The organism is Pseudomonas fluorescens (genome assembly GCF_000968015.1).
GTDB lineage: Bacteria > Pseudomonadota > Gammaproteobacteria > Pseudomonadales > Pseudomonadaceae > Aquipseudomonas > Aquipseudomonas fluorescens_W.
Genome location: NZ_LACH01000036.1, coordinates 56,078 through 72,824 on the forward strand (window position 1 = coordinate 56,078; position 16,747 = coordinate 72,824).

Below are 16,747 nucleotides of genomic sequence, written 5' to 3' on the forward strand. Positions count from 1 at the left end.
ACGTCTGCAATCAGCAACTGAAGTCGCTCGCCGGCATCGCCATCAGGCAGCTCGCGCCACCCAGCAATGCTTCCCGGTGTGCGCTTGCACGGGGTAATACGCGCCGCCAGTAGAAGTCAGCGGTCTGCAACTTGGCTTGATAAAAGGCGCTTTCACCGGTCCCGTCAGTCAGGGTTTCGCCAGCTCGAACCGCTGCCTGCAGCCAGAGCCCGGCCAGCAGGACGTAAGCCGAATACGCCAGGAAGTCCACAGAGACCGCGCCGATTTCCTGCGGATCCCGCTGGCAGGCCTCGATGATGGTCTTGCCCAACGCCCGCCATTCCTCCAGACGCTGACTGACTGCGCACGCCATTTCCTGCAACCGTGGTTGATGGCCTGCAGCCTCGACGTGCTGAGCGAGCTCATCGACCAGCGCGTGCAATTCGGCACCACCATCGCCTATCAGCTTGCGCCGGACCAAATCCAGCGCCTGGATGCCATTGGTGCCTTCATAGAGCTGGGTTATGCGACTGTCACGCATCAACTGTTCCATACCCCATTCGCGGATGTAGCCATGCCCGCCATACAGTTGCACGCCGAGGCTGGCGACCTCCTGGCCGACATCGGTGAAGAACCCTTTGACGATCGGGATCAATAGCGCAGCGCGGCGCATGGCTGCCCGACGATCATCGGGCTCTGGCGCAGCGTGCTCGAGATCGAGTTGCCGTGCGGTGTAGGCGCCCAGCATCCGGCAGCCTTCGGTGAGGGACTTCTGCGTCAGCAGCATGCGGCGCACATCCGGATGAACAATGATCGGGTCGGCGGCCTTGTCCGGCGCCACTGCACCGGTCAGCGAACGCGACTGCAGGCGTTCGCGGGCGTAGGCCAGGCCGCCCTGGAAAGCTGCTTCAGCGATCCCCAGCCCCTGCAACCCGACCTGGAATCGCGCATCGTTCATCATGGTGAACATGCAGGACAGGCCCTGGTTCGGCTCACCGACCAGCCAGCCCTGGGCACCGTCGAAATTCATGACGCAGGTCGAAGCCCCCCTGATGCCCATCTTGTGTTCCAGCGCGCCACAGCTCAGCGCATTGCGCCGGCCGTCGGTGAGGATTTTCGGCACCAGAAACAGACTGATGCCTTTCACACCCGCCGGCGCATCGGGCAGACGGGCCAGCACCAGATGAATGATGTTATCGGTCAGGTCGTGCTCGCCGCCGCTGATGAAAATCTTGCTGCCAGTGATGAGATAGCTGCCGTCGGCCTGAGGCTGCGCACGGGTGCGCAGCAACGCCAGGTCAGTGCCTGCCTGTGGCTCGGTAAGACACATGGTGCCGGTCCAATCGCCACTGACCATTTTGCTCAGCCAGGCTTGCTTGAGCGCCTCACTGCCATGGCAATGCACGGCCAGCACTGCCCCCTCGGTCAGGCCGGAATAAATACGAAACGACAATGACGCCGCCATCAGCATCTCGTGCACACAAGCCGAGACCATTTTCGGCAATCCTTGGCCGCCGTACTCCATCGGCCCGGTCATGCTCGCCCACCCATTGTCGACGTATTGGCGATAGGCATCGCGGAAACCGTCCGGCGTGCTGACCTCAGTCCCGAGCAGTTGGCAGCCTTGCTCGTCACTGTTGCGGTTGAGCGGTGCAATGACTTCGCCGGTGAAACGTCCGGCCTCTTCAAGAACTCCTTCAAGGGTGTCGCGGTCCAGTTCGACACCCAGCTGTTCGCAGTGGCCAGTGACGTCGAAGAGTTCATGCAATACGAAGCGCATGTCGCGCAGGGGTGCTTGATAGTTCATGCCCGGGCGTCCACGACATCGGCAAAACGTTTGCCGTTGGCCATCAATTGGTGGATCAGTGCTGCGGGGCGCCAGTGCTCACCGAGAACGCCTTGCAGATGCTCCAGTCGAGCCAGCACTGGGTTCATGCCCTGCTCATCCGCCCAGTGCATCGGCCCGCCGGTTTCAGCCGGAAAGCCGTAGCCGTTCAGCCAGACCTGATCGATGTCATGACTGCTGGCAGCGATACCTTCTTCGAGGATTTTTGCACCCTCGTTGACCAGCGCCAGGAGGCAGCGAACGAGGATTTCCTGTGCATCGATCTCGCGGCGGCGATAACCCAGGCCTTGGGACACCTTGAGCACCAGCTCGTCGACCAATGGATCATGCTCGGCCCGGCGGCTACCGGGCGCATAGCGGTAATAACCCTGGCCGGACTTCTGACCCAGGCGATCGAATTCGCACAAGGCGTTGTCGATTTGTACCAGGGGATCTTCCATGCCGTGCCCTGCCAGTTGACGGGCGCGCCATTCCAGGTCGATGCCGACCACGTCATACATGCGGAACGGCCCCATAGCGAAACCGAATTGTTGCAACACCTCGTCCACCTGATGCGGCAACGCGCCCTCGAGGAGCAACTTCCTCGCCTCGGCCACGTAGTTACGCAGCATGCGATTACCGATGAAGCCGGGGCAGTTGCCCGCCACCACCGCCACCTTGCCAGTCCGCTGGGCGAGCACCCGAGCAGCTTCCAGCACCGCGCTGTTCGTGTGCTTTCCGCGGACAATTTCCAACAGTTTCATGATGTGGGCCGGGCTGAAGAAATGTAGACCCAGTACTTGTTGCGGTCGCCCCGTGACCGCCGCAATGGCGTCAATGTCCAGTGCCGACGTATTGCTGGCCAGGATCGCCTGCGGCTTGAGCTGCGCATCCAACTCACGGAAGATTTTTTGTTTGAGTTCCAGGCTTTCGTACACCGCTTCGATCACCAGATCCGCCTCGGCCAGCGCAGCGTAATCTTGCACAGGCGTTACACGCCTCAGGTTGGCGTCAGCCTCCACTTGGGTGATGCGCTCTTTGCCAACCTGCTGCGACCAGGTTTGTTCAATCATTGCCAGGCCCGCGTCGAGTGTCGGGACATTGCTCTCCAGCCAAAGCACCGGCAACCCGGCGCTGGCCAAGCTGACGACAATGCCCCGGCCCATGGTGCCAGCGCCGATGACCGCGACCTTTTGTATATCGAAAGTGGTGCTCAAACGTGGCGCTCCTGCATCTAGGAAAAATGAACAGCGGTCACCGTAAGCAGACTTCAAGTATTTTTGAAATTTCGATTTCATATGCCATATATTTGCAGCATGAATACTTCAAATTTCGATCTGAACCTGCTGCGTGTCTTTGACATGCTGCTGCGAGAGCAGAACGTCTCGCGCGCGGCCGAACGTCTGGCGCTGACTCAACCCACCGTCAGCAACGCCTTGGCGCGCTTGCGTGATGTGCTGGGTGATCCACTGCTGGTGCGCGTCGGGCGGCGCATGTGCCCTACCCCTCGGGCATTGGCGCTGGAAGGGCCGATTCGCGCGGCCTTGCAGCAGATCGAACAAACCCTGGCCACGGGTGATGCATTCGACCCTCAACGCAGCCATCGACAGTTGCGTATCGCCCTGACCGATTTTGTCGAACAAATGTGCATGCCATCACTGTTGGCCTGCCTGCAGACGCGGGCACCGCACCTGCGCATCGATGTCGCTCATCTGACTCCGAGCCTGCCGGTCGAGGCGCTGGACCGTGGCGAGCTGGACTTGGTGCTGGGACGTTTTGACCAGATACCGGCGCGTTTTACCCGTCAGCTCTGGCGCAGCGAAACGTTACGGGTAGCGGTGCGTCAGGGTCATGTGCAATTAATTGATGGTCTGGATCTGGACAGTTTCCTGCAACTGCGCCACGTCTGGGTGCATGGCGGCCAAACCCGAGGCATGGTCGATCAATGGCTGGCAGAACAGAACCTGGCGCGGCAGATCGTCTATACCACGCCCAACTACCTGCAAGCCGCGCATTTGGTGGCAGCGACCGACCTCGGCGTAGTATTGCCGACGCAACTGGCGCAGCAGTTTGCCAGGCTGCTGCCCCTGGAGCTGCATGAGCTGCCGTTCGCACTGCCGCCATTCGAGCTTGAGTTGGTGCACTTGGCGAGTCGCCAGCACGACCCTGCGTTGGCCTGGTTGAAGGCGCAGATCCTGACGATTCAGCCGTCCTGAGCCATCGCTATGACCGCCATGCCGCTTGGTTCTCAAAAAGCTTGCAGACCTTAGGTCGATGGACGCGATCCCAGGCAGCCCGATTAGCCCGGTAGCCTCCCTGGCCACCGTTGTGTCTGATCTCACGGCTAATGGGAGAGGCTGCTCGCCCTAGCAGCGTGCAGATGAAGCAGAGACCTCGGATCTATTACACCGAAAGCCAGAAAAAACTGATGTGGGATCCCTGGCAGAAAGGCGACTCTCTCCAGCAGATCGCCCAACTATTTGAACGAAACCACTCATCGATACAGCGCATCTTGGCGGAAACAGGCGGTATCAGACCCGCTGTACGGCGAAGGCACAGATTGGCGCTGAGCGCGAAGAGATTTCGCGTGCGGTGGTGGCAGGTAACTCGATCCGTTCCATAGCCACTCACTGTACATAGCAGTGCCGGCGCTGATCGTTCCCGCGCTCCACGTGGAAACGATCAACCAAAGTCAGGCTTGTTTGTAACCGCGCACTTCATCCACGCCACGGTTGGCCAATTGGTCGGCGCGTTCGTTGCCATGGTGACCGATGTGCCCGCGCACCCATTTCCAGGTGACGTTGTGGCGATTGACCTGCTCATCCAGCAACTTCCACAGGTCAGCGTTTTTCACCGGTTCTTTCGCGGCGGTTTTCCAGCCGCGCTTCTTCCAGTTGTCCATCCACTCGTTGATGCCTTTCATCACGTACTGCGAGTCGGTGACCAGCAGCACGTCGCAGGAGCGCTTGAGTTCTTCAAGGCCACGGATCGCGCCCATCAGCTCCATGCGGTTGTTGGTGGTGTTGGCTTCGCCGCCCCACAGTTCTTTTTCAATGCCCTTGCACACCAGCAAAGCGCCCCAGCCGCCTGGGCCAGGATTGCCTTTACAGGCGCCGTCAGTGAAGAGTTCTACGCTATCGCTCATGCCAATCTATCCAGAAAATGCGGTGGCTCGCCGATCGGTGATCGACGATGCCCGAGGCCGGGGCAAACCCGGCCGGGAAAATAAAAAGTGTATTACGGATCGATGCGGCGACGATTGACCTTGGCCATCGGCAATGGAATCAGCTTGCCCATCGGTTCGCGCCGCTCCTGACGGACGGGCCGCAGGCCCACCACGATCTTGCGCGCAACCAATAAATAGAAGCCGCCACCCGACAGTTGCCAGTCACCGGCCTTGCGCTCCCAACCGGCCAGACGAGCCTGCCAGGCGGGTGACGCAAGCGGCGGACGATAGCACCCGAAGCGGCGTTTCTCCAGCGCGAAGCCCAGCAGGTTCAACCAGTCACCGACTCGCGACGGGGAGATGCAGCGAGCCTTGCGCATGGCGTCGTGAGCAAAAACGTGACGCAAGCCCCAAGTGCTCCAGGGGTTGATCCCGACGATCAGCAGATGCCCGCCGGGCCGCACGCTGCTCGCCGCTTCGCGCAGCAGGCCATGGGGCGACAGGCAGAAATCCAGCCCATGCTGCAACACCACCACGTCGGCGGCATGCTCGCTCAAAGGCCACGCCTGCTCTTCGCAGACGATCTCGACACCCGGCAATGGCGCGCCGAGCCGCACATTGCGCTGGACTTGCGGCGCCGACGGCGGCGTTTGGGCCGACGGACCGTAATGCACCAGGTAGCCACCGAAGAACCGTCCCAACTCGTCTTCGAGCATGCGACGTTCTTCGTCCAGCAGAAATTGCCCGATGGGGCCGGACAGCCATTCTCGGGCCGCGCTGATCAATGTCAGCCATTCAGGATCAGCCTGAGCGAACGCTTTATCGGTCATTGCATTCTCCAACGCGCCAGGAAGTTCTAAGATGCGCCATTGTTTTCCGCTTGGCGAATCCGACGATGATACAGATCAGTGCCCTGCCCGCCTTTACCGACAACTACATCTGGTTGTTACAAGACCACCGCACCCAGCGCTGTGCAGTGGTCGACCCGGGCGATGCCGCGCCAGTGCAGGCCTGGCTCGCCGCGCATCCGGGTTGGGTGTTGAGTGATATTTTGATCACTCACCATCATCATGACCACGTCGGCGGCGTCGAGCAGCTGAAAAAAGCGACAGACGCGACAGTCTACGGTCCGGCCAGCGAAACCATTCCGCTGCGGGACGTGGCCCTCAAGGACAACGACCGCGTCAGCGTGCTGGGCTGGGACTTCGATGTCTTTGCCGTCCCCGGCCACACCCTGGGGCATATCGCCTATTACCATCATGGTTTGCTGTTCTGCGGCGACACCCTGTTCGCTGCCGGTTGCGGACGCTTGTTCGAAGGCACGCCCGAGCAAATGCATACCTCACTGACGCGCCTCGCCGCGCTGCCTGAAGATACGCTGGTCTACTGCACTCACGAATACACTTTGAGCAACCTGAAGTTCGCCGCAGCGGTCGAACCAGGCAATCCGGACACTGCCGCACGTCTGGAAAAAGTCACCGCACAACGTGAAGCCGGAATCATGACGCTGCCCTCTACTCTGGCGCTTGAAAAGCTGACCAACCCGTTTTTGCGTGTCGACGAAACATCCGTTAAAGAAAAAGTGGACGAACGGAATGGAACCCAAAACCGGGCTCCGAGTGCGGTCTTTGCTGCTCTGCGTGCTTGGAAAGATAAGTTCTAAGTAGCCATCACGTTGGTACAAAAGTTCTGAATGGTTGACCGCAGGGGGTACGCTTTCTAGAATCGCCCGACATTTTTGCCCGGAACTTACTTCCAGCCAATGTCGTCATCTATTCGTAAAGCCATCAATTCAGACGCATTGACCCGCTTGGCTCAAGCCATTGCGGTGGCTGTGTCCGCCACTTTGGCGGGCTGTTCCAGCCATGTGCCGCAGACCGAAGCGACACACACTCCGAATATCGCCGCTCGAGCCAAGCAGAAACCCATCTGGCTCAGCGAAAAACCGACTCCACAAATTCCACAAGACGTCTGGGAGCGCATGCGCCAGGGCTTCCAGCTGCAGGACAACGTGGGCGTCAACCCGCGCATCGAGCAACAGCGCCTGTGGTTCGCCAGCAACCCGTCCTTCCTCGAAAACGCCGGCGAACGCGGCAGCCTCTACATTCACTACATCGTCGAACGCCTTGAAGAACGCAACATGCCGCTGGAACTGGCGCTGTTGCCAGTGATTGAAAGCGCCTACAACCCGATGGCCTATTCCCGGTCCGACGCGGTGGGTCTTTGGCAATTCATTCCTTCCACCGGGCGTTACTTCAACCTGCGTCAAACCCGTTTCTATGATGGCCGTCGCGATATCACCGCCTCGACCACCGCGGCCATGGATTACCTGACCCGCCTGCACGACATGTTCAACGGTGACTGGCTGCTGGCCCTGGCGGCGTACAACGCTGGCGAAGGCACGGTCAGCCGGGCCATCGAGCGCAACGAAAAGCTCGGCTTGCCGACCGATTACTGGAACCTGCCGCTGCCGGCCGAAACCCAGGCCTACGTGCCAAAGCTGCTGGCACTGTCGCAAGTGGTGCTGGCACCTGAAGCCTACGGCGTGAACCTGAACCCGATCGCCAACGAACCGTATTTCCAGGTCGTCGAAATCAACCAGCGCATGGACCTGTCCAAGGTCGCCGCGGTGGCTAACATCGACGAAGACGAACTGTTCCAGCTCAATCCGGCCTTCAAGCAGCGCACCACCATCGATGGCCCCCAGCATTTGCTGGTGCCAACGTCCAAGGCGCAACTGCTGACGGCCAGCCTGTCGACCATGCGTCCTGATGAGTTGATCAGCAAGAAGCAGCTTAAACCGGTCTTCGAAGGCGCAGACGAATCTGAAATCGCCAGCCTCAAGCGCGCCTACCGCGTTAAACGTGGCGACAACCTGGCGGCCATCGCCAAGGCCAACAAGGTCGACGTCAAGGACTTGCAGCGCTGGAACAAGATGACCGGCAAGAACCTCAAGGTCGGCCAGACCCTGGTGATGCAGGACACCACCAAGCGTAGCGGTAGTCGCGTCAACGCGGTCGTGGCGGCGAACAGCAAAACCAACAGCAAAGCAGTCAAGGAAACGCCGCAGACCCAATACAAGGTCCAGCAAGGCGATTCGCTGTATATGGTTGCCAAACGTTTTAACGTTGAAATGCAACACCTCAAGCGCTGGAACCCGCGCGTTGGCCAGGCGCTGAAGCCTGGTCAGATGCTGACGGTAGCTTCCCCACGCTAAAATGAGCCCCTGATTCGAGGGGCTTTTTTTTGCCTGCCATTTGAGGTCTCGTGTGGCTGCAAGCGTATCTGTGGCGAGGGAGCTTGCTCCCGTTGGGCTGCGAAGCAGTCCTGAACCCTGAACATGCGGTGTGTCAGAAATAATAGAGGCGCAGGTTTGGGGCCGCTTCGCAGCCCAGCGGGAGCAAGCTCCCTCGCCACGGGTTCTGCGGCTTGCTGAGCTATCGTGCCAGCAATTAACGGCGCGTTAAGGCCCCGTCTTTTTCCTGTCGATACAAGCTGTTACTGTACGGGCCACAAAGCCCAAGCCGCCTGGATCGGATCCCTGACTTGAAGCGTCCCCTCCTCCTGCTCCTGATCAGCCTGGCCTTGAGCTCCCCCGCAAGTGCGACGATCAGCGAAAGCCATGGTTATGCGCAGTTCGGCACGCTCAAGTACCCGGCCAGATTTACCCACTTCGACTGGGTCAACCCGCAAGCGCCCAAGGGCGGTACGTTGCGGGTGATGGCGTTTGGCACCTTCGATACGCTCAATCCCTACACCTTCAAGGGTTCAAGCCCGGTTTCCACGCCGAATTTCCTGCAATACGGCATCAACGAGCTCAACGAACCGTTGATGGTCGGCACCGGCCAGTACGCGCCGTCCGGTGATGAACCGACCTCCAGCTATGGCCTGATCGCCCAATCGGTGGAATACAGCGAAGACCGCAGCTGGGTGGTGTTCAATCTGCGCCCCGAAGCGCGTTTCCACGATGGCACGCCGATTACCGCCTATGACGTGGCGTTCTCCTACCGCTTGCTGCTCAAGGAAGGCCATCCGCAATACCGCACCAACCTTCAGGAAGTGTCACGGGTCGACATCCTCAACCCGCAGCGCATTCGTTTCGTCTTCAAGCGCGCCGGCAATCCGTTGCTGATCCTGCGCCTGGGCGAATTGCCGGTGCTGCCCCAGCATTACTGGAAAGGTCGCGACTTCAAGGCCACCACCTTCGAACCGCCACTGGGCAGCGGACCGTATCGCATCACCTCGGTAGAGCCAGGACGGCAGATCGTTTTCGAACGGGTCAAGGATTACTGGGGCAAGGACTTGCCGGTCAATCGCGGCAAATACAACTTCGACCGCATGGAAGTCGAGTTCTACCGCGACAGCGACGTCGCGTTCGAAGCCTTCAAGGCCGGCGAATTCGACATCTATATCGAGCACCAGGCGAAGAACTGGGAAAACGGCTACAGCTTCCCGGCGGTGCGACGCGGCGACGTCATCAAGGCGCAAATCGCGCATCAGATCCCGACTCAGAGCCAGGGTCTGTTCATGAACTCCCGGCGCCCAGCCCTCTCCGAGACCAAAGTCCGTGAAGCGCTGGGCCTGATGTTCGACTTCGAGTGGACCAACCGCACGCTGTTCAGCGGCGCCTACAAACGCGCCATGAGCTATTACCCCAACAGCGAATTCTCCGCGACTGGCCTTCCGGTCGGCCATGAATGGCTGATGCTGACGCCCTATCGCGATCAGTTGCCCGCCAAGCTCTTCACCGAGCCGTTCAGCCTGCCGCAGACCCAAGGGCGCGGCATCCCCCGGGAAACCATGCGCAAGGCCCTGAGCCTGCTTGCCGAGGCTGGCTGGAAGCTCAGCGGCCAGCACGTTCAGAACGCCGCTGGCCAACCGTTGCGGTTGGAGATTCTGCTGGTCAACCCGAATCTGGAACGCATTCTTCAACCTTACGTCGAGAATCTCGCCAGCATCGGTATCGACGCTCGGCTGCGCACGGTCGATCGCGCCCAGTACAAGCAACGCCTCGATCAGTTCGATTTCGACATGATCCTCATGACCCTCAACCAGACGCTCAGCCCGGGCCTGGAACAATGGCAGTACTTCCATTCCAGCCAGGTCGGGGTCAAGGGCAGCAAAAACTACGCCGGTATTGCCAATCCGGTGGTCGACCATTTACTCGAACAATTGCTCGCCGCCCAGACCCGCGATGAACAGGTCGCCGCCGGCAAGGCCCTGGACCGGGTGTTGCTGTGGCAGCACTACAGCATTCCCAACTGGTACCTCAATTATCACCGCCTGGCCTACCGCAACCGGTTCGCCTTCGTCACCACGCCGCCCTACACGTTGGGCCTGAGCGCATGGTGGCTGAAATCTTCGGAGAAAGATCGATGAAACCCGTACGCGCCCTGCTCTTGCAGGCCAGCGGTCTGTTGTTTGCCGGGCTGGCCTGTGCCGCCCCGCAACATGCCCTGACCCTGTACAACGAGCCGCCGAAATACCCGGCCGAATTCAAACATTTCGATTACGTGAACCCCGACGCGCCCAAGGGCGGGATCTTCCGTCAGGCCGGTTTCGGCGGCTTTGACAGCCTCAACCCCTTCATCAACAAGGGTGTCGCGGCCGACGACATCAGCATGATCTACGACACCTTGGCCAAACAGGGCCTGGATGAACCGTTCACCGAGTACGGTCTGGTCGCCGGAAAGATCGAAAAATCCCCGGACAACAGCTGGGTGCGTTTCTACCTGCGCCCCGAAGCGCGCTTCCACGACGGGCATCCGATGCGCGCCGAGGACGTGGTGTTCAGCTTCCAGACCCTGATCAAGGATGGCGCGCCGCTGTACCGCGGTTACTACAGCGATGTCGAGGAAGTGGTCGCTGAAGATCCACTGACGGTGCTGTTCAAGTTCAAACACAACAACAACCGTGAGCTGCCGCTGATCCTCGGCCAGTTGCCGGTGTTGCCCAAGCATTGGTGGGCGACGCGCGATTTCACCAAGGGCAACCTGGAAATACCGTTGGGCAGCGGCCCGTACAAGGTCAGTGAAGTCAAGGCCGGGCGTTCGGTGCGCTATGAGCGGGTCAAGGATTATTGGGCCAAGGACCTGCCGGCGAACCGCGGGTTCTACAACTTCGACGTGATGACCACCGACTACTACCGCGACAACACCGTGGCCCTGGAAGCACTCAAGGCCGGGCAGTTCGATTACTGGCTCGAAATGGCAGCAAAGAACTGGGCCAACGCCTACAACATTCCGGCGGTCACCGAGGGCCGGTTGATCAAGGAACAGATCCCCAACGGCAACCCCACCGGCATGCAAGGCTTTGTCTTCAACCTGCGCCGCCCGGTGTTCCAGGACATGCGCGTGCGCCAGGCCCTGACCCTGTTGCTGGACTTCGAATGGACCAACAAGCAACTGTTCAACGGTGCCTACGCGCGCACCCGCAGTTATTTCGAGAATTCGGAAATGGCGGCCAGCGGCCTGCCGGACGCCGATCAACTGGCGATCCTCGACCCGTTCCGCGGCAAGATTCCCGAGCAGGTGTTCAGCGAGGCGTTCCAGAACCCGGTGACCGACGCCAGCGGCATGATCCGCGCCCAACAGCGCAAAGCCTATCAACTGCTGCAAGAGGCGGGCTGGCGGATCGTCGATGACAAGATGGTCGACGCCACTGGCAAACCGGTGACCATCGAATTCCTGTTGGCCCAGACCGAATTCGAGCGGGTGCTGCTGCCGTTCAAGCGCAACATGAGTGACCTGGGCATCGACCTGGTGATCCGCCGGGTCGACGTCTCGCAGTACATCAACCGCGTGCGTTCACGGGACTTCGACATGATTGTCGGCAGCTTCCCGCAGTCCAACTCACCGGGCAACGAGCAACGCGAGTTCTGGATGTCCGACGCCGCCGACAAACCCGGCAGCCGCAACTCCATGGGCCTGAAAGACCCGGTGGTGGACCAGTTGGTCGAGCAACTGATCAACGCCGATTCGCGTAAAAGCCTGGTGGCCCATGCACGTGCGCTGGACCGCGTGCTGCAATGGGGCTATTACGTGATCCCCAACTGGCACATCAAGACTTGGCGCGTGGCGTACTGGAACCACATCGGCCACCCGAAAATCTCACCCAAGTACGACATCGGCATCAACACCTGGTGGGTCAAGCCCGATGCCAAACCGGCGGTAGAAGTCGAAACCAAACTGCAAGCCGACCCTGCGGGCACGGAGTAATCAGATGCTGGCGTATATTTTTCGGCGACTGCTGCTGATCATCCCGACCTTGCTCGGCATTTTGCTGATCAACTTCGTGATCATCCAGGCCGCCCCCGGCGGACCGGTGGAGCAGATGATCGCCAAGCTCGAAGGCTTCGAAGGCGCCACCAGCCGCATTGCCGGCGGCGGTGCCGAAGTCTCGGTGGCGGGCTCCGCCTATCGCGGCGCCCAGGGCCTGGACCCGATGCTGGTCAAGGAAATCGAGCACATGTACGGCTTCGACAAATCGGCGCCGGAACGTTTGTGGATCATGATCAAGAACTACGCGACGCTGGATTTTGGCGACAGCTTCTTCCGCGATGCCAAGGTCATCGACCTGATCAAGGAAAAGATGCCGGTGTCGATCTCCCTCGGGCTGTGGAGCACGCTGATCATGTACCTGGTGTCGATCCCGCTGGGGATCGCCAAGGCCACGCGACACGGCAGCCACTTCGACGTCTGGACCAGTTCGGCGATCATCGTCGGCTATGCGATACCGGCGTTCCTGTTCGCCATCCTGCTGATCGTGGTATTCGCCGGCGGCAGCTATTTTGACTGGTTCCCGCTCAGAGGGCTGACCTCCAACAACTTCGACGAGTTGAGCATGGGCGGCAAGGTTCTCGATTACTTCTGGCACCTGGCATTGCCGGTGACGGCGCTGGTGATCGGCAACTTCGCGACCATGACGCTGCTGACCAAAAACAGCTTCCTCGACGAAATCAACAAGCAGTACGTGGTCACCGCCAAGGCCAAGGGCCTGACCAATCACCGCGTGCTCTACGGCCATGTGTTCCGCAACGCCATGCTGCTGGTGATCGCCGGGTTCCCGTCGGCGTTTATCGGCATCTTCTTCACCGGCTCGTTGCTGGTGGAGGTGATCTTCTCCCTCGACGGCCTCGGGCTGATGAGTTTTGAGGCGGCGATCAACCGCGATTACCCAGTGGTTTTTGGCACGCTGTTCATCTTCACCCTGCTGGGATTGGTGGTGAAACTCATCGGCGACCTCACCTACACCTTTGTCGATCCGCGTATCGACTTCGAAAGCCGGGAGCATTGAGATGAATCTGTCCCCTCTCAATCGCCGACGCTTCGAACTGTTCAAGGCCAACAAGCGTGGCTGGTGGTCGCTGTGGCTGTTTCTGCTGCTGTTTGGGCTGAGCCTCGGCGCCGAGTTGATCGCCAACGACAAGCCGCTGGTGGTGCACTACGACAACGGCTGGTACTTCCCGGCGCTCAAGCGCTACCCGGAAACCGCGTTCGGAGGCGAATTCCCGCTGGAAGCCAACTACAAGAGCCCGTACATCCGCGAATTGCTCAAGGAAAAAGACGCCTGGGTGTTGTGGGCGCCGATCCCCTACAGCTATCAAAGCATCAACTACGACCTGAAAGTCCCGGCACCTGCACCACCCTCCGTCGAAAACCTGCTGGGCACTGACGATCAGGGTCGCGACGTGTTGGCGCGGGTGATCTATGGCTTCCGGATTTCGGTGCTGTTCGCCCTGACGCTGACCATTCTCAGCTCGATCATCGGCGTGATTGCCGGAGCCTTGCAGGGTTTCTACGGCGGCTGGGTGGATTTGGCCGGACAGCGTTTTCTGGAGATCTGGTCCGGGCTGCCGGTGCTGTACCTGCTGATCATTCTCGCCAGCTTCGTGCAGCCGAATTTCTGGTGGTTGCTGGGGATCATGCTGCTGTTCTCGTGGATGAGCCTGGTGGACGTGGTTCGCGCCGAATTCCTGCGAGGGCGTAATCTGGAATACGTGCGTGCGGCGCGGGCGCTGGGGATGCAAAACGGGGCGATCATGTTCCGCCACATCCTGCCCAACGCCATGGTTTCGACCATGACCTTCATGCCGTTCATCCTGACCGGCGCCATCGGCACCCTGACCGCCCTGGATTTCCTCGGCTTCGGTTTGCCGCCTGGCGCGCCGTCCCTCGGTGAACTGGTGGCCCAGGGCAAATCCAACCTGCAAGCGCCGTGGCTCGGCATGAGCGCGTTTGCCGTGCTGGCGTTGATGTTGAGTTTGCTGGTGTTCATCGGCGAGTCCGCTCGCGATGCCTTCGACCCGAGGAAGTGAAATGAATCAGGACAATCTAATCGAAGTGCGCGACCTGGCCGTCGAATTTGTCGTCGGCGAGCGCGTTCAACGGGTGGTCGAAGGCGTCAGCTTCGATATCAAGCGTGGCGAAACCCTGGCGCTGGTGGGCGAAAGTGGTTCCGGTAAATCGGTGACGGCGCACTCGATCCTGCGGCTGCTGCCCTACCCGCTCGCCCGGCATCCGTCCGGCACTATCGAGTATTCCGGGCAGAATCTGCTGAGCCTGAAAGAGAAAACCATCCGCCACATCCGCGGCAACCGGATCGCGATGATCTTCCAGGAGCCGATGACCTCGCTCAATCCGCTGCACTCGATCGAGAAGCAGATAAACGAGGTGTTGAGCACCCACAAGGGCCTGATCGGCAAAGTCGCGACCAAGCGCACGCTGGAGCTGCTGGAAATGGTCGGCATCCCGGAGCCCGAGAAACGCCTCAAGGCGCTGCCCCACGAATTGTCTGGTGGCCAACGGCAGCGGGTGATGATTGCCATGGCTCTGGCCAACGAGCCGGAACTGCTGATCGCCGACGAGCCGACCACCGCTCTGGACGTAACCGTTCAACTTAAAATCCTCGAATTGCTCAAGGAATTACAGGCCCGATTGGGCATGGCGCTGCTACTGATCAGTCACGATTTGAACCTTGTGCGAAGAATTGCGCATCGCGTATGTGTCATGCAGCGCGGTTGCATCGTCGAACAGGCATCGTGCGAAGAGCTGTTCCGCGCGCCGCAGCATCCGTACACTCGGGAACTGCTGGCAGCGGAGCCCAGCGGCAAGCCGGCAACCAATGTAATCGGCCCGCCGTTGCTGCAAGTCGAGGACCTGAAAGTCTGGTTCCCGATCAAGAAAGGCTTTCTGAAAAAGACCGTCGACCACATCAAAGCGGTGGACGGAATCAATTTCAGCCTGCCTCAGGGCCAGACCCTGGGGATTGTGGGAGAAAGCGGTTCGGGCAAGTCGACACTGGGTTTGGCGATTTTGCGGCTGATCGGCAGCAAAGGTGCCATCCGTTTTGAAGGCAAGCAGCTAGACTGCCTGACGCAGCAACAGGTTCGACCGCTACGTCGGGAGATGCAGGTGGTGTTTCAGGACCCGTTCGGCAGCCTGAGCCCACGGATGTGCGTGAGCCAGATCGTCGGCGAAGGCCTGCGGATCCACAAGATGGGCACCGAGGCGGAACAGGAACAAGCGATTATTGCGGCACTCAAGGAGGTAGGTCTGGACCCGGAAACCCGGCACCGCTACCCCCACGAATTTTCCGGCGGGCAACGGCAGAGAATCGCCATTGCCCGGGCATTAGTGCTAAAACCGGCGTTGATTCTGCTGGACGAGCCGACATCGGCCCTCGACCGGACAGTGCAACGCCAAGTGGTGGAGCTTTTGCGTTCACTGCAAACCAAGTACAACCTGACGTATCTGTTTATCAGCCATGACCTGGCTGTCGTCAAAGCGCTGAGCCACCAGCTGATGGTGGTCAAGCAAGGCCAAGTGGTCGAACAGGGAGACGCGCAAAGTATTTTTGCGGCCCCCAAACATCCGTATACACAGCAGTTGCTGGAAGCCGCTTTCCTGGCTCCAGCCACTGCGCAATAACCTGAAAGAGAGGAGCAACACATGGGTTTTCTCGCCGGTAAGCGCGTACTGATCGTCGGTGTCGCCAGCAAGCTGTCCATCGCATCCGGCATCGCTGCCGCCATGCATCGCGAGGGCGCTGAGCTTGCCTTCACTTATCAGAACGACAAACTCAAGGGTCGTGTCGAAGAGTTCGCACAAAGCTGGGGTTCCAACCCTGACCTGTGCTTCCCGTGCGACGTGGCCAGCGATGAAGAAATCGCCAAGGTTTTCGTTGAGCTGGGCAAGAAGTGGGATGGCCTGGACTGCATCGTGCACTCCGTCGGCTTCGCCCCGGGCGACCAACTGGATGGCGACTTCACCGAAGCCACCACCCGTGAAGGTTTCCGCATCGCTCACGACATCAGCGCCTACAGCTTCGTGGCCCTGGCCAAAGCCGGCCGCGAAATGATGAAAGGCCGCAACGGCAGCCTGCTGACCCTGTCGTACCTGGGCGCCGAGCGCACCATGCCGAACTACAACGTAATGGGCATGGCCAAGGCTTCCCTGGAAGCTGGCGTTCGTTACCTGGCCGGCTCCCTGGGCCCGGACGGCACCCGCGTCAACTGCGTATCGGCTGGCCCGATCCGCACCCTCGCCGCTTCCGGCATCAAGAACTTCCGCAAGATGCTGGCCGCCAACGAAGCGCAAACCCCGCTGCGTCGTAACGTCACCATCGACGAAGTCGGCAACGCCGGCGCCTTCCTGTGCTCGGACCTGGCGTCCGGCATCAGCGGCGAAATCATGTACGTGGACGGTGGCTTCAACACCACGGCCATGGGCAGCCTCGAAGAGTAATCTTCGGTCAGCCAATAAAATGTATGGTCAGCC

Annotated in this window: 13 protein-coding genes and 1 pseudogene; 10 read left to right on the plus strand and 4 right to left on the minus strand. The window is 60.1% G+C overall.

Going from position 1 to position 16,747, the window contains the following annotated elements:
* Nucleotides 1-10 precede the first annotated feature (10 nt).
* Together VD17_RS17140 and VD17_RS17145 are read right to left on the minus strand one after the other, a co-directional pair.
* Nucleotides 11-1,786, minus strand: coding sequence for an acyl-CoA dehydrogenase C-terminal domain-containing protein (locus VD17_RS17140; protein ID WP_046054806.1), 1,776 nt, complete (start codon nt 1,784-1,786; stop codon nt 11-13).
* Entirely contained in the window at nt 1,783-3,021 is a 1,239-nt protein-coding gene (locus VD17_RS17145) for a 3-hydroxyacyl-CoA dehydrogenase (RefSeq protein ID WP_046054807.1), read from the minus strand. Before VD17_RS17145 ends, VD17_RS17140 begins: the two co-directional genes overlap by 4 nt.
* A gap of 81 nt (nt 3,022-3,102) precedes the next feature.
* Here VD17_RS17145 and VD17_RS17150 point away from each other — a divergent pair, with 81 nt between their 5' ends.
* Nucleotides 3,103-4,020, plus strand: coding sequence for a LysR family transcriptional regulator (locus VD17_RS17150; RefSeq protein WP_046054808.1), 918 nt, complete (start codon nt 3,103-3,105; stop codon nt 4,018-4,020).
* A 164-nt stretch (nt 4,021-4,184) separates the two neighbouring features.
* A pseudogene (locus VD17_RS33135) lies at nt 4,185-4,429 on the plus strand (IS30 family transposase); the annotation flags it as partial.
* 67 nt (nt 4,430-4,496) lie between these two features.
* Here the strand turns inward: VD17_RS33135 and rnhA are convergent.
* Together rnhA and VD17_RS17160 are read right to left on the minus strand one after the other, a co-directional pair.
* Nucleotides 4,497-4,949: a ribonuclease HI gene (rnhA, locus tag VD17_RS17155; RefSeq protein WP_008152099.1), complete on the minus strand. Its 453-nt coding sequence runs from the start codon at nt 4,947-4,949 to the stop codon at nt 4,497-4,499.
* A 92-nt stretch (nt 4,950-5,041) separates the two neighbouring features.
* A complete protein-coding gene (locus tag VD17_RS17160; RefSeq protein ID WP_046054809.1) occupies nt 5,042-5,800 on the minus strand; it encodes a class I SAM-dependent methyltransferase in 759 nt (252 codons plus the stop codon).
* 65 nt (nt 5,801-5,865) lie between these two features.
* On the opposite strand from VD17_RS17160, the gene gloB reads away from it, so the two are divergent.
* The 8 genes from gloB (at nt 5,866) to fabI (ending at nt 16,714) form a co-directional block, all read left to right on the plus strand.
* The gene (gene gloB, locus VD17_RS17165; protein ID WP_033054616.1) at nt 5,866-6,633 is read left to right on the plus strand and encodes a hydroxyacylglutathione hydrolase; all 768 of its coding nucleotides are present in this window, start codon (nt 5,866-5,868) and stop codon (nt 6,631-6,633) included.
* A 99-nt stretch (nt 6,634-6,732) separates the two neighbouring features.
* Nucleotides 6,733-8,187 (plus strand): transglycosylase SLT domain-containing protein, encoded by a 1,455-nt coding sequence (locus VD17_RS17170; protein ID WP_046054810.1) that lies wholly within the window; start codon nt 6,733-6,735, stop codon nt 8,185-8,187.
* Nucleotides 8,188-8,516: 329 nt separating this feature from the next.
* Nucleotides 8,517-10,349 (plus strand): extracellular solute-binding protein, encoded by a 1,833-nt coding sequence (locus VD17_RS17175; RefSeq protein WP_046054811.1) that lies wholly within the window; start codon nt 8,517-8,519, stop codon nt 10,347-10,349.
* On the plus strand, nt 10,346-12,187 hold the full coding sequence (locus VD17_RS17180) for an extracellular solute-binding protein (RefSeq protein WP_046054812.1): 1,842 nt from the start codon (nt 10,346-10,348) through the stop codon (nt 12,185-12,187). Before VD17_RS17175 ends, VD17_RS17180 begins: the two co-directional genes overlap by 4 nt.
* A gap of 4 nt (nt 12,188-12,191) precedes the next feature.
* Nucleotides 12,192-13,265 carry a microcin C ABC transporter permease YejB gene (locus tag VD17_RS17185; RefSeq protein WP_033054607.1) on the plus strand — a complete coding sequence of 358 codons (1,074 nt, stop codon included), beginning with the start codon at nt 12,192-12,194 and terminating at the stop codon, nt 13,263-13,265.
* Nucleotide 13,266: 1 nt separating this feature from the next.
* Complete coding sequence (locus tag VD17_RS17190) at nt 13,267-14,286, plus strand: ABC transporter permease (protein WP_046054813.1); 1,020 nt, start codon at nt 13,267-13,269, stop codon at nt 14,284-14,286.
* A 1-nt stretch (nt 14,287) separates the two neighbouring features.
* On the plus strand, nt 14,288-15,898 hold the full coding sequence (locus VD17_RS17195) for an ABC transporter ATP-binding protein (RefSeq protein ID WP_046054814.1): 1,611 nt from the start codon (nt 14,288-14,290) through the stop codon (nt 15,896-15,898).
* A 21-nt stretch (nt 15,899-15,919) separates the two neighbouring features.
* The gene (gene fabI / locus VD17_RS17200) at nt 15,920-16,714 is read left to right on the plus strand and encodes an enoyl-ACP reductase FabI (protein ID WP_008152082.1); all 795 of its coding nucleotides are present in this window, start codon (nt 15,920-15,922) and stop codon (nt 16,712-16,714) included.
* Nucleotides 16,715-16,747: the final 33 nt, after the last annotated feature.

Excerpts from the sequence above, each read along its gene's own strand:
- VD17_RS17190 (WP_046054813.1), top strand. The coding sequence starts at position 13,267 with ATGAATCTGTCCCCTCTCAATCGCCGACGCTTCGAACTGTTCAAGGCC.
- VD17_RS17180 (WP_046054812.1), top strand. The coding sequence starts at position 10,346 with ATGAAACCCGTACGCGCCCTGCTCTTGCAGGCCAGCGGTCTGTTGTTT.
- VD17_RS17185 (WP_033054607.1), top strand. The coding sequence starts at position 12,192 with ATGCTGGCGTATATTTTTCGGCGACTGCTGCTGATCATCCCGACCTTG.
- VD17_RS17160 (WP_046054809.1), bottom strand. The coding sequence starts at position 5,800 with ATGACCGATAAAGCGTTCGCTCAGGCTGATCCTGAATGGCTGACATTG.
- VD17_RS17170 (WP_046054810.1), top strand. The coding sequence starts at position 6,733 with ATGTCGTCATCTATTCGTAAAGCCATCAATTCAGACGCATTGACCCGC.
- VD17_RS17140 (WP_046054806.1), bottom strand. The coding sequence starts at position 1,786 with ATGAACTATCAAGCACCCCTGCGCGACATGCGCTTCGTATTGCATGAA.
- VD17_RS17195 (WP_046054814.1), top strand. The coding sequence starts at position 14,288 with ATGAATCAGGACAATCTAATCGAAGTGCGCGACCTGGCCGTCGAATTT.
- gloB (WP_033054616.1), top strand. The coding sequence starts at position 5,866 with ATGATACAGATCAGTGCCCTGCCCGCCTTTACCGACAACTACATCTGG.
- fabI (WP_008152082.1), top strand. The coding sequence starts at position 15,920 with ATGGGTTTTCTCGCCGGTAAGCGCGTACTGATCGTCGGTGTCGCCAGC.
- VD17_RS17150 (WP_046054808.1), top strand. The coding sequence starts at position 3,103 with ATGCCATATATTTGCAGCATGAATACTTCAAATTTCGATCTGAACCTG.
- rnhA (WP_008152099.1), bottom strand. The coding sequence starts at position 4,949 with ATGAGCGATAGCGTAGAACTCTTCACTGACGGCGCCTGTAAAGGCAAT.